General features: G+C 47.3%; 12 protein-coding genes. 11 read left to right on the top strand and 1 reads right to left on the bottom strand.

Going from position 1 to position 13,036, the window contains the following annotated elements; translation table 11 throughout:
• From STRDD12_RS02555 to STRDD12_RS02505, 11 genes are all read left to right on the top strand, one after another.
• Positions 1-334 (top strand): orotate phosphoribosyltransferase (locus STRDD12_RS02555; protein WP_443031051.1); only part of this gene is annotated, 334 nt, incomplete at its 5' end.
• 32 nt (positions 335-366) lie between these two features.
• Complete coding sequence (locus STRDD12_RS02550) at positions 367-867, top strand: YbhB/YbcL family Raf kinase inhibitor-like protein (protein WP_066914875.1); 501 nt, start codon at positions 367-369, stop codon at positions 865-867.
• A gap of 18 nt (positions 868-885) precedes the next feature.
• A complete protein-coding gene (locus tag STRDD12_RS02545) occupies positions 886-1,542 on the top strand; it encodes a uracil-DNA glycosylase (protein WP_066914873.1) in 657 nt (218 codons plus the stop codon).
• Between the two features lie 13 nt (positions 1,543-1,555).
• Positions 1,556-2,830, top strand: a complete 1,275-nt coding sequence (locus STRDD12_RS02540) for a dihydroorotase (protein WP_066914871.1) — start codon at positions 1,556-1,558, stop codon at positions 2,828-2,830.
• 96 nt (positions 2,831-2,926) lie between these two features.
• A complete protein-coding gene (locus tag STRDD12_RS02535) occupies positions 2,927-3,307 on the top strand; it encodes a DUF1149 family protein (RefSeq protein WP_066914869.1) in 381 nt (126 codons plus the stop codon).
• A 6-nt stretch (positions 3,308-3,313) separates the two neighbouring features.
• Complete coding sequence (locus STRDD12_RS02530; RefSeq protein WP_066914867.1) at positions 3,314-4,171, top strand: DegV family protein; 858 nt, start codon at positions 3,314-3,316, stop codon at positions 4,169-4,171.
• 30 nt (positions 4,172-4,201) lie between these two features.
• Positions 4,202-4,969 carry a 4-hydroxy-tetrahydrodipicolinate reductase gene (gene dapB / locus STRDD12_RS02525; protein ID WP_066914865.1) on the top strand — a complete coding sequence of 256 codons (768 nt, stop codon included), beginning with the start codon at positions 4,202-4,204 and terminating at the stop codon, positions 4,967-4,969.
• 2 nt (positions 4,970-4,971) lie between these two features.
• Positions 4,972-6,186 carry a CCA tRNA nucleotidyltransferase gene (locus STRDD12_RS02520; protein ID WP_066914862.1) on the top strand — a complete coding sequence of 405 codons (1,215 nt, stop codon included), beginning with the start codon at positions 4,972-4,974 and terminating at the stop codon, positions 6,184-6,186.
• Entirely contained in the window at positions 6,183-8,078 is a 1,896-nt protein-coding gene (locus STRDD12_RS02515; RefSeq protein WP_066914860.1) for an ABC-F family ATP-binding cassette domain-containing protein, read from the top strand. The genes STRDD12_RS02520 and STRDD12_RS02515 overlap by 4 nt, the downstream gene beginning before the upstream one ends.
• 13 nt (positions 8,079-8,091) lie before the next feature.
• Positions 8,092-9,840, top strand: coding sequence for an ABC transporter ATP-binding protein (locus STRDD12_RS02510; RefSeq protein ID WP_066914858.1), 1,749 nt, complete (start codon positions 8,092-8,094; stop codon positions 9,838-9,840).
• Positions 9,827-11,596: an ABC transporter ATP-binding protein gene (locus STRDD12_RS02505; RefSeq protein ID WP_066914856.1), complete on the top strand. Its 1,770-nt coding sequence runs from the start codon at positions 9,827-9,829 to the stop codon at positions 11,594-11,596. The genes STRDD12_RS02510 and STRDD12_RS02505 overlap by 14 nt, the downstream gene beginning before the upstream one ends.
• Before the next feature lie 33 nt (positions 11,597-11,629).
• On the opposite strand, the gene STRDD12_RS02500 is transcribed toward STRDD12_RS02505, so the two are convergent.
• Positions 11,630-13,036: MucBP domain-containing protein (locus STRDD12_RS02500; RefSeq protein ID WP_197456645.1), on the bottom strand; the 1,407-nt coding region annotated here is incomplete at its 5' end.

Here is a 13,036-nt window from a genome sequence, read left to right as displayed (position 1 = left end):
AAAAGACCATGGGGCAGGCAACCAAATTGAGGGCCGTGTGGTCAAAGGTCAAAAGATGGTTGTCATTGAAGACCTCATCTCAACAGGTGGGTCAGTACTTGAAGCGGTTGCCGCAGCGGAACGTGAAGGGGCAGACGTCTTAGGGGTTGTAGCGATTTTCACCTATGAACTGCCAAAGGCAGATGCCAATTTTGAGGCTTCTGGTGTCCGTCTAGAGACCCTTTCAAACTATAGTGAATTGATTAAAGTGGCTAAGGTACAAGGCTACATAGATGCTGACGGTTTAGAATTATTGAAAAAATTCAAAGCCAATCAAGAGACCTGGCAAGACTAGATTTTTCATACGCTAGGTCTGGAGAAAAAGACATGAAAATAACAGTTGATTTTGCTGATAGGGTAGTTCCCCAAGCCTATGCCAAGGGTGCTGCGCTATCACAAGCAGGTTTGCCCTTTTTGTCCTTCCCATTTGCCCTCCATGAGGTTCACCGTGGGGCCAAAAGCTTAGCTTGGACCTTGATGGATTGGGATGCCATTCCTGTCTGTGGTTTTCCTTATATTCACTGGGTGGTTGCCAATGTGCCAGCCAACCAGTTGACTATCCCTGAGGATTTTGCCCGTCAAGGAAAAGCGCACACAAGGGGGATAAATAGTTCCTATAGTCCCTTGTGGGAGGAGCGCCCTTTTGACTTGCGTCATGGCTATATTGGCCCCTGTCCTCCGGACAAGGACCACCGTTATGAGCTCAAGGTTTATGCTCTGGACACGCTTTTGCCCTTGTCGGACGATTTTTACCTCAACCAACTTTTCGAGGCTATGGAAGGGCATGTTCTAGATGTAGCTGAACTAGAGCTGATTGGTCAAGCTTAGGACCAAATAAGGAGACCTATGGAGCATTCGGATTGGCATAATGCCTTAAAGGCTGAACTGCCTCAAGATTATTTCAGACAAATCAATCGCTTTATGGACACAGTCTATGCGACTGGTACCGTCTATCCCCCACGTGAGTCTGTGTTTGCGGCCTTACAGAAAACGCCCTTGGCAGAGGTAAAAGTGGTTATCTTAGGTCAGGACCCCTATCACGGACCTGGGCAAGCACAGGGCTTGTCGTTTTCGGTGCCTGATGCACTAGCCGCGCCACCCTCCTTGCAGAATATTCTCAAAGAACTGGCGCAGGACCTGGGAGAAAGTCGTCCTAGTCATGACTTAACGTCTTGGGCAGAGCAAGGGGTGCTTTTGCTCAACGCTTGTTTGACGGTACCTGAGCACCAAGCCAATGGTCATCAGGGGCAGATTTGGGAACCGTTTACGGATGCGGTTATGCGTCTGGTGAATGCGAAGGCATCTCCTGTTGTTTTCATCCTTTGGGGCGCTTTTGCGCAGAAGAAAAAGGCTCTCATTAGTCAAAAGCACCATTTGGTCTTGACGGCGCCACATCCCAGTCCACTTTCGGCTTATCGTGGCTTTTTTGGCTCTAAACCATTTTCAAAAACCAATCATTTTTTGAAGACAGCTGGTCTGTCTGAGATTGATTGGCTAAATTAGGAAAGGAAATCTCATGTTAGTGATTAGAAATGGTCGTGTGATTGACCCGAAGACGAAGACAGACGCTTTGTTAGATATCTTGATTGACGGGAAAAGGATTGTTCAAATAGCTCCCGACATTAAGGCCCCAGAAGGTGCAGAAGTCATTGATGCCAGTGGCTTGGTGGTTGCTCCTGGTCTTGTAGATATTCATGTGCATTTCCGTGAACCTGGTCAAACGCATAAGGAAGATATCCATACGGGGGCCTTGGCTGCTGCTGCGGGTGGTGTGACGTCTGTCGTGATGATGGCCAATACCAATCCCACCATATCAGATGTGGAGACGCTCAAGGAAGTCTTAGCCAGCGCTGCCAAGGAAGCCATTCATGTCTATACCAATGCGAGCATTACGACACAGTTTGATGGGGAGCACCTGACAGATTTTAAAGCCTTGCTAGAAACAGGAGCGGTTGGTTTTTCAGATGATGGGATTCCTCTAGAATCAACCAAGGTTCTCAAATTAGCGCTTGATTTGGCCAATGCCAATGGCACTTTTTTGGCTGTCCACGAAGAAGACCCTGGCCTCAATGGTACGCTTGGTTTCAATGAGTCGATTGCTGAGAAGGCCTTTCATATTTGTGGGGCGACCGGTGTGGCTGAATATGCCATGATAGCGCGTGATGTGATGATTGCCTATGACCGGCAGGCACACCTGCATGTGCAACATTTATCTAAAGCGGAATCAGTTGAGGTGGTCGCTTTTGCGCAGAAAATGGGTGCTAAGATTACGGCTGAAGTGGCCCCACAACACTTTTCAAAAACAGAGGACCTCTTGCTAATCAAGGGGGCTAATGCGAAAATGAATCCCCCTTTACGCTTGGAATCAGACCGTCAAGCAGTGATTGAAGGGCTTAAATCAGGGGTGATTTCTGTCATTGCGACTGACCACGCGCCTCATCACGCAGACGAAAAGGCCGTGGCAGATATTACCAAGGCGCCGTCAGGAATGACGGGCTTAGAGACCTCTTTACCTTTAGGGTTGACCAATCTGGTTGAAACAGGTGACCTTAGCCTGATGGCACTCTTAGAAAAGATGACCATTAATCCTGCCTCTATGTATTCGTTTGATGCTGGTTATCTAGCTGAAGGTGGCCCTGCAGACCTGGTCATTTTTGCAGACAAGGAAAAACGGGTCGTGTCTGAGCATTTCGCCTCCAAAGCAAGCAATTCACCCTTTATCGGAGAAGAGCTGACCGGTGTGGTCAAAATGACCATTGCAGACGGGGAAATCGTCTACCAAAACAAGTAAGCTAAAGAGCGCTAGTCGCTCTTTTTTTGCCTTTTCAGGGTCAGATTTTTGTGCTATAATTGGAAAGATAATAGACGATAGAATAAGGAGTTCTCCATGGCATTAGATCTTGTCAGAGAAAAAGAATTTGTTAGCCAGTACCATTACGATGCGCGTAATTTTGAGTGGGAAAAGGAAAATGGTGCGCCTAAAACCTCCATTGACGTGACTTTTCAGCTGGTTGATAAAAACGAAGAACAAAAAAGCACCCAATTTATTGCGGTATTGCAATTTATGATTGTTCGAGATGAGTTTGTCATTTCAGGGATTATTTCCCAAATGGTTCGTCTGAAAGACCGTCTGATTAACGAGCCCAGTGAGTTTTCTCAAGATGAGGCTACAGAAATTGCTGCGCCTTTATTGGACATTTTGCAACGCTTGACCTATGAAGTGACAGAAATTGCTCTGGACCTTCCTGGTATCAATTTGGAGTTTTAAAAATAGATGAAATTAGCCGTTATTACAGACTCATCTGCTGTTTTAGCACCAGCCGTTCGTGAGCGTCAGGACGTTACGGTTTTGCCCATCACTGTATCCATTGATGGTGTCGACTATATCGAGGGGGAAACCTTAACTGCCGAAGCCTTTTATGGCCTGATGGCGCAAGCCAAGGATTTGCCTAAAACGAGCCAACCTAGTCTAGCTACGCTTGAGGAAACCTTGGCCTATTATCAGGCGCAGGGCTATACTCACGTGATTGGGCTCTTTTTATCCAGTGGTATTTCAGGTTTTTGGCAAAACATCCAATACCTCAAGGATGACTTTCCTCAGTTAGAGATTGCTTTTCCTGATTCAAAGATTACCAGTGTGCCTTTGGGGGCCATGGTAGCCTCAGTGGTAGAGTGGGCGGATAAAGGTTTGGATTTTGAAACCATTCAGGCCAACCTTCAAGTCCAAATTGAGGGCACCAAAGCCTTTATCTTAGTAGATGATTTGAATCATTTGGTACGTGGAGGCCGCTTGTCCAATGGGTCTGCCCTTCTTGGAAATCTCCTCAACATTAAGCCGATTTTGTACTTTAATGAAGAAGGTGTGATTGTCGTTTACGAAAAAATTCGCACTGAGAAAAAAGCCATCAAACGCCTGATGAAGTTGATTTTAGAGGGGACAAAGGACGGCCGCTACAAGGTCTTCGTGATCCATGCCAATGCTCGTGAAAAGGCTAAAGCCTTGAAATTCAGCCTCGAACGAGAAGGCATTTCTGATGTTGAGGTGGCTAATTTTGGCTCTGTCATTGGAACCCACGTGGGTGAAGGTGCTCTGACTTTAGGATATGTCCCTATTGTTGACACAAAAAGCTAACAGTTTTCAGTTCAAATAAAAGGAGAAGGTATGACAATTCGTGTAATAGTTGCAGGTTATAAAGGACGGATGGGCTCAACAGTTGTTGACATGGTTAAGTCTGATAGCGAGCTGGTCTTAGCCGGTTTCTTTGATCCTTTTGCGACCGAAAGCGACTGGGACGGTGTGCCAGTCTACACTAGCTATGAAAGCATTAAAACGCTGGCAGCTGACGTTTGGGTTGATTTTACGGTGCCAAGTGCTGCCTACACTAATACACGCTTTGCCTTGGAAAACGGTTTTGCTCCTGTTGTGGGGACAACCGGCTTTTCGCCAGAACAAATTCAAGAATTAGAAGACCTCTCTCGTGAAAAAGAACTTGGTGGGTTGATTGCCCCTAATTTTGCTATCGGGGCGGTATTGATGATGCAATTTGCTGCCCAAGCAGCTAAGTATTTCCCTGATGTGGAAATCATTGAACTTCATCATGACAACAAAAAGGACGCGCCAAGTGGTACCAGCCTAAAAACAGCAGAACTCATCCGCGACAACCGTGTAAGCAAACGGCAGGGGGCTGTTGATGAAGAAGAAACCATTGCTGGTGCTCGTGGTGCGGACTATGATGGTTTTCGCATCCATTCAGTGCGCTTGCCTGGCTTAATTGCCCATCAAGAAGTTTTGTTTGGTGGTCAGGGAGAAGGCTTGACCATTCGCCATGATTCTTATGACCGTGCTTCATTTATGGGCGGTGTCAATCTGGGGATTAAGGCTGTCGTCAAAGGGCAAGAGTTGGTTTACGGATTGGAAAAATTACTATAAACATGCATACATTATCACATTTGCCTTCTGAATTTCAGGAGGCTTTGCCTATTTTAGAAAAGCTCCAGGCCGCAGGATTTGAGGCTTATTTTGTGGGGGGATCCGTGCGGGATGTGCTTTTAGAGCGCCCTATTCATGACGTGGATATTGCCACCAGTGCCTACCCTCAGGAAACAAAATCCGTTTTTCCGCGGACGGTTGATGTGGGCATTGAGCATGGCACCGTTCTCGTTTTAGATGGTGAGCGCGAATACGAAGTCACGACCTTTCGAACGGAGGATGTCTATGTGGATTACCGCCGCCCTTCGGCAGTGACCTTCGTGCGTTCTTTAAAAGAAGACCTCAAGCGTCGTGATTTTACGGTTAACGCTCTGGCCTTAAATGAACAATCGGAAATCATTGATTTATTTGATGGGATGACGGATTTACAGCAGAAGGTGCTGAGGGCTGTCGGCGTGGCTGATGAACGTTTCAAAGAGGATGCCCTGCGTATCATGAGAGGTTTTCGTTTTGCCGCTAGTCTTGATTTTGCGATTGCGTCAGATACCTTTACGGCCATGAAAGCGCATGCCCCTCTTTTGGAGAAAATTTCTGTCGAGCGCTCCTTTATCGAGTTGGATAAGCTCTTATTGGCTCCTCAGTGGCGCAAAGGCTTAAGAGCCCTATTGGATTGCCAGTCCCAGAATTATTTGCCCCATTTAGCCATTTACTGTGATAGCTTGCACACCTTGATGGAGCGTTTGGCAGCTGATTTTCGTTTTTCAGCCTCTGAGCAAGCCTGGGCCAGTCTCTTTATCTGGCAAAGCGAGGTGCCAGATGTGCGGCAATTTTTGAAAGATTGGAAGACTTCCAATGAGTTTCAGAAAAAGGTGTCTGCCATTGTGTCTGCTTTTCGTCTCAGACAAGGCGCTTCTTTGTCTGCTTGGGATCTCTATGCTTTTGGCACGGAAACCTTACTCTTAGTTGAAGACCTCCGAAAAGGACTAGGACTTCCTACTGATTATGACCGTATTTATGCCTTGGAAGCGGGTCTGGTGATTCACAGTAAAAAAGACATGTGCCTGAATGGCCGTGATTTGATGGAAACTTATGGGCTGGCTGCTGGCCCTCATCTGGGGCATATCTTAGATGATTTGGAAAAAGCCATGGTTATGGGGCGTCTTGCCAATGACCAGAAAGCAGTCAGTCGTTACCTGAAAGAGAAAGGGGTCGTATGAGCGATTTTATAGTTGAAGGATTAACAAAAACAGTTGCGGATAAGACCCTTTTTGATGAGATTTCTTTTGTCATTCATCCTGGAGACCGGATTGGCCTCATAGGGCTTAATGGGACGGGAAAGACCAGTCTGCTAGATGTTCTCTCTGGTCGGGAAGGCTTCGATGGCGACAGGAGTCCTTTTTCGCTAGCCAATGGCTATCAGATAGCTTACCTGACACAGGAACCTGCCTTTGATGAGCAATTGACGGTTTTAGAAACGGTCTTAAATGATGAGCGGCCAGAGGTGGCTCTATTGAAACGCTACGAAACCTTGATGGCCCATTATGAGCCCACAAAACAGGCAGAATTGGAAGCTGTCATGGCTCAGATGGATAACCTAGGTGTCTGGGCGATGGAAAGTGATGTCAAATCCGTTTTGACCCGCTTAGGTCTGTCGGATTGGCAACAAGTTGTTGGAGACCTGTCTGGAGGTCTCCGCCGTCGGGTGCAATTGGCGCAAATCCTGCTTGGTGATGCCGACTTGCTCTTGCTAGATGAACCAACCAACCATCTGGACATTGCTAGCATCGCTTGGTTGAGCCAATATTTGGAAAAAGGCAAGCGCACGGTCTTGTTTATTACCCATGACCGTTATTTTCTGGATGCCATTTCTACCCGTATCTTTGAGTTAGACCAGGGAAATCTCCTGGAATATCGGGGCAACTACCAGGATTATGTCCGCTTAAAAGCCGAGCAAGACGAACGCCAAGCTGCAAATCTACATAAGAAGAAGCAACTTTACAAACAAGAATTGGTCTGGATGCGTCGGCAACCGCAAGCACGGGCAACCAAACAACAAGCCCGCATTGACCGCTTTCATTCCCTCAAGAAAGATTTGGCACAAGAGACGAGTAGCTCAGATTTGTCGGTGGCTTTTGAAGCGAGTCGCATTGGGAAAAAGGTTATTACTTTTGACCAGGTTTCCTTTGCTTATGAACCAGAGAAACCTCTGATTACTGACTTTGATTGGCTGGTGCAGGCCCATGACCGCATAGGGATTGTTGGTGAAAATGGGGTCGGGAAATCGAGTCTCTTGCATTTGATTAATGGGGATTTATTACCAGGGGCTGGTAGCATCACCATCGGAGAAACCGTTCGCATTGGTTACTTTTCTCAACAAATCCGAGGTCTTGACCCTGAAAAGCGGATCATCAATGCCTTACAAGAAATCGCCAACGAAGTGGATACCAGTGAGGGGCGCGTGTCCGTAGCCGAGCTCTTGGAACAATTTCTCTTTCCGCGCCACATGCATGGCAGTCTGATTGGTAAATTATCAGGTGGTGAGAAAAAACGTCTCTATCTCTTGCAGATTTTGCTTCAAAAGCCCAATGTTCTCCTCCTAGACGAACCGACCAATGATTTGGATATTGCTACCCTGACAGTTTTAGAGAATTTCATTCAAAATTTCCAAGGGCCAGTCATCACCGTCAGCCATGACCGTTACTTTTTGGATAAGGTGGCTAACAAAATCTTAGCCTTTGAAGCAGGACAAATCCACTCTTATTTTGGCAACTATACGGATTACCTCGACGAAGTGGCCTTTCAAAAAGAACAAGAGGAGCTAGTCAAGCAAAAACAGACGCCTCTAGCCACTGAAGTTCAAGAAAGAGCCGAACAAGATAAAGCTCCCAGCAGCAAGCGGAAATCCTATATGGAAAAGCAAGAATGGGCAACGATTGAAGAGGACATTTTGGCCTTAGAAGACCAAGTGGCTCAGATCGAAGCAGAAATGCAGACTTGTCAGGCTGATTTCGTCCGTTTGGGTGACCTGCAAAAGGAGTTGGACCACGTTAACGAAGCCCTCCTAGCTAAGTATGATCGTTATGAGTATTTGAGTGAGTTGCCTGATTAGAAAGTGAGAGATTATGAAACTCATCTGGACCTATTTGAAACGCTACCCCATTTGGCTCTTGATTGATCTGTTGGCGGCGCTCTTATTTGTTGTGGTTAATCTGGGCTTACCGACCCTGTTAGCTAAGATGATTGATTTGGCCATTACGCCAGGCCGCTTAGACCAGGTCTATTTCTGGGCTCAAATGATGGGTTTAGTGGTTATCCTGGGCTTTGTTGGCCGTGTTCTCTTGTCCTATGCCTCTTCTTATCTGACCACACACTTGGTAGAAGCCCTAAAAAATGATGCGAATGATCAGATGCTGCGCTTTTCACACGAGGGCTTTGATCAATTTGGGATTGCTTCTTTAGTGACCCGGCAAACGCAAGATGCTTTTGTGGTGATGCAATTTGCCGAACAGGCCTTGCGGATGGGCATTATCACGCCAATGATGATGGTGACTTCTGTCATTATGATTTTTATCACAGCCCCTTCCTTGGCTTGGATTGTAGCGGTGGCTATTCCTTTCTTGCTGCTGGTTATCGCTTATGTCGCTATCAAGACCAAGGTCTTGTCTGAGCGTCAACAAAAGAATCTTGACAAAATTAACCAATACGTGCGTGAAAATTTGACCGGCTTACGAGTGATCCGCGCCTTCGCACGCGAAGAATACCAGGAGGAGCGCTTTGACCAAGTTAATGGGACATACGCTGGCCTTTCCCGGCGCCTCTTTACCTTGACTGGTTTGACGGAGCCTCTCTTTGTGCAAATTATCGTAGCCATGATTGTGGCCATTGTTTGGTTCGCCTTGTCTCCCCTGTTGGCATCTAGTCTTCAGATTGGGGATTTGGTCGCTTTTGTAGAATATAGCTTTCATGCCCTCTTTTCCTTTTTGATATTTGCCAATCTATTCACTCTCTACCCTCGGATGACAGTATCGGCTCACCGTTTGGAGGAAGTTCTTGAAGCCAAACCCATGATTCAAGACCCTAAAAATGGCGTGACAAAAACCGAAACAGCTGGTGTTTTGACTTTTGACCATGTGACTTTTGGCTATCCTGGAAAAACCGAAGAACCTGTTTTAGAGGACATTTCCTTTACGGCAAAACCAGGACAGACCGTAGCCTTTATCGGGTCAACGGGATCTGGGAAGTCTACGATTGTTAATTTGATTCCACGTTTTTATGATGTCACTTTTGGACGGATTCTCTTAGACGGCGTGGATGTCCGTGATTACAAACTTTCTGCTTTGCGGGACAAACTAGGCGTTGTGCCACAAAAGGCGGTCCTCTTTACGGGAACGATTGCTGACAACTTACGGTTTGGAAAGCCTGATGCCAGTCAAGCAGACCTAGAAGCAGCTGTCGATATTGCTCAGGCCAGTGCTTTTATCCAAGGTACAGCTAATGGTTTTGAGACCCATCTAGCCGAGGGAGGAAGCAATCTGTCCGGTGGCCAGAAACAACGGCTGTCTATTGCTCGGGCACTGGTTAAAAAGCCTAGTCTATATATCTTTGACGATAGTTTTTCAGCCTTGGATTATCAAACAGATGCCCAGTTGCGGAAACGGCTCAAGGAAGTGACACAAGATGCGACAGTTTTAATCGTGGCCCAGCGCGTGGGAACCATTCGCCAGGCAGACCAAATCATTGTTCTTGACCAGGGGAAAATCATCGGACGTGGGACTCATGAGGAACTGTTGGAAACGTGTTCGGTCTATCGTGAAATCGCAGAGTCTCAGCTCAAAGACGAGGAGAAAGGAGGCCAGCATGCAGACGACTAATGTTTTCTTACGGCTTTGGACCTATCTGAAAGCTTACCGAGTCGCTTTTTTTGGCGCTATTTGGCTTAAAGTTCTAGCGGTTGTGATGAGCGTCCTCGAGCCTTTTGTGATTGGTTTAGCCATCACGCGCATCACGGAAAACCTTCTAGCCATTGTTGGTCGGGTGCCGGGAGCAGGACTTGATTATTCTTATATTTTGGGCATTTTAGCCCTGTATTTGGTTAGGGGAATGCTGTATAGTCTGGGCTCTTACGGTTCTAACTACTACATGACGAAGGCTGTACAAGGAAGCATCCAAGAACTGCGGCATGACCTGTCCCATAAAATAAATCGGCTGCCCGTTTCCTACTTTGATACAGAGCAGTTTGGAAATATTTTGGGCCGCTTTACCAGTGATGTCGAAACCGTTTCGAATGCACTGCAACAGAGTCTCCTGCAGATTGTCAATGCCCTTTTGACCTTGATTTTGGTCATTGCCATGGTTTTGTATATCAATTGGCCTTTGGGACTGATAGTCATTGTCAGCATGCCACTGATTTATGGGATTTCTCGTCTGGTGGTCAAGCATTCCCAGCCCTATTTCAAACGCCAAGCCGATGCGATTGGCCAGCAAAATGGTTTTGCCCAGGAACGGTTGACAGGGTTTAATGTCGTCAAACTCTTTAATCAAGAAGAAGCGACGGCTCAGGAATTTCGTCAAATCACCCAAGAATTGCAGACCGTTGGCTTTAAGGCCAGTTTTATCTCAGGTCTCATGATGCCTTTTTTAAATCTGATATCAGATGGCACCTATGTCTTGATTGCCCTTTGGGGCGGGCTTCAGGTCATTGCTGGTAAACTCACCATTGGGAACCTGCAGGCTTTGATTCAGTATGTGTGGCAAATCAATCAACCGATTCAGACAGTGACCCAGTTGTCTAGCGTTCTGCAATCAGCCCAATCCTCTCTGGAACGGATTTTCCAAGTTCTGGATGAAGCAGAAGTGGTCAATCAACCGACAGAAATCTTGGCACATGACTTGAGTGGGCAAGTTGCCTTTGAAGCAGTCGATTTCAGTTACCTGCCTGACCGGCCTTTGATTCGGGACTTCAATTTGGATGTTTCCCCCGGCCAGATGATTGCCATCGTCGGGCCAACGGGAGCTGGAAAGACGACTCTGATTAACCTGTTAATGCGGTTTTATGATGTCAGTGCCGGTGCCATTACGATTGATGGGCATGATATCAGGCATCTGTCTCGTCAAGATTATCGGCGGCAGATTGGGATGGTGCTCCAAGATACCTGGTTGTTTGAGGGCACCATTCGGGAAAACCTTCGTTTTGGTCGGTTAGATGCCACAGATGAGGAAATCGTTGCTGCTGCCAAGATGGCTAATGTTGACCATTTCATTCGGACCCTGCCTGGTGGCTATGATATGGTCATGAACCAAGAGTCCAGCAATATTTCGCAAGGGCAAAAGCAACTCTTGACCATTGCAAGGGCTCTCTTGTCGGACCCACGGATACTTATCTTGGATGAGGCCACCTCCTCTGTGGATACACGGATGGAACAACTCATCCAAAAGGCCATGAGCCGTCTGATGGAAGGGCGGACGAGTTTTGTGATTGCCCATCGTCTCTCAACCATCCAGGAGGCTGACCGCATCTTAGTTTTACGTGATGGTCAAATCGTTGAACAAGGCAACCATCAGGAACTTCTCGCAGACCGTGGTTTTTATTACAATCTTTACAATAGTCAATTTGCTGAAGATGAATAAAAAGAAGTCCAATGGACTTCTTTTTTATCATCTCTAGAGCTGTATACTTTCGTTTGCTACGTTTAGGGTTAGAGTGACCTGATAGCGTTCTTGGGTGAGTGTTTGGTAGACTTGATCAGGAGAGGCCGTCAAGCTAGTCGTCGTCGCCAGAGGATCAGAAGGCTTTGCCCAGTCAGCATTAGGGTAAATGCTTGGGTAAAGCTGGTTGAGTTCTTGGCTCAGATAGGTATTGAAAGCGGTAAGGCTATAGGTGTTGCCATTGAAGTCTACCGTGATGTCGTTTAGGATGTCAGTGGTGTCTATCCGTTGGATAGGACTGCCTAGGCTACCTGTGGTCGTTCCAACGAGGATGGAGTAAGTATTGTTTTTATCCTTGTTTTGTTCAAGTGTTGTGCCTTTATATTTGACCGTTAGGGGATGCCCTAGTCTGATGTAGAATCTATCAAAAGGGCTAGCGGTTTGATTGCTAGGGTCGAGGAGGCCCTTATATTCTAGTTTAGTTTGATTGTTTACTTGCCACCATTCTAGACCGACGTCATAGGTTTGGTCATAAGTGGTAGGTGTTGGAACAGTAACATCCAGATAGAGCTGGTAGGTCCCCAGTTTTTCATAAACATAGGTCACTGTCTGGGTGCCGTCGATGACCTTGCCAGACGTTGCGGCTGAGTCAGCAGCCATCTCTTTGAACTGGTAGCCCTCGATGGTCTTTTGCTCGGTGGTGTAGGTGCTGTCGACATCTGCTTCGTCGGCTACAGTCACACTATCTGCGATGGTATTTCCGTCGGTATCCACATAGCGGGCGATAACGGTCCCTGACGGGATAGAAAGGGCGCCGACATAGTGGTAACCCGCGATGGCAGGTGGCGTGATGACGGTGTCAGTGGCCACCAACTCTGCTTCCTTGAGCACGGTGCCTGAGTAGGCCTTGGCCACGCTAGTGCCTAATCCTAGGGCGCCTGTCGCTACGAGGACAAGAAGCAAGCCCTTGGCGCTGGTGGTCTTTTTGCGGATGACGAGAAAGAGGGCGCCACCGATGCAAACAATCCCAATCAGAGACAAGCCGGCGATTGTTTTTTCACCTGTCTCTGGTAGCAAGCCCTCTTGGGGCTTAGAGGCTGGACTGTCGCTGCTGGTCGCTGACGGTGTGGTCGAAGAAGACGGCGTGCTAGCGTTTGATGAAGGGGACGACTCCGGTGTCTGGTCCTTGGCATAGACCAGCTTGTAGCGCCAGTTGGCCTTGATGGCTTCATTGGCATCCAGTTGGCGGACCTGGGCTTTTTCCGCACTATCAAGGCTATCGTAGTCGACATAGGCCATGTTGGGCCCACTCTTAGTAGCAGTGGCTAGGCCTGACCAGTCGGCCGCCGCCACCCGTGAGGAAAGGGTTAGCGAGAGAAGCAAAGCAAAGAGCGCTAACCCGAATCGAGACCACAAGGATTT

Source organism: Streptococcus sp. DD12 (assembly GCF_001578885.1).
Taxonomy (GTDB): domain Bacteria; phylum Bacillota; class Bacilli; order Lactobacillales; family Streptococcaceae; genus Streptococcus.
The sequence above is the reverse complement of the archived record's forward strand: the minus strand, read 5'-3'. Positions and strand labels throughout refer to the sequence as shown.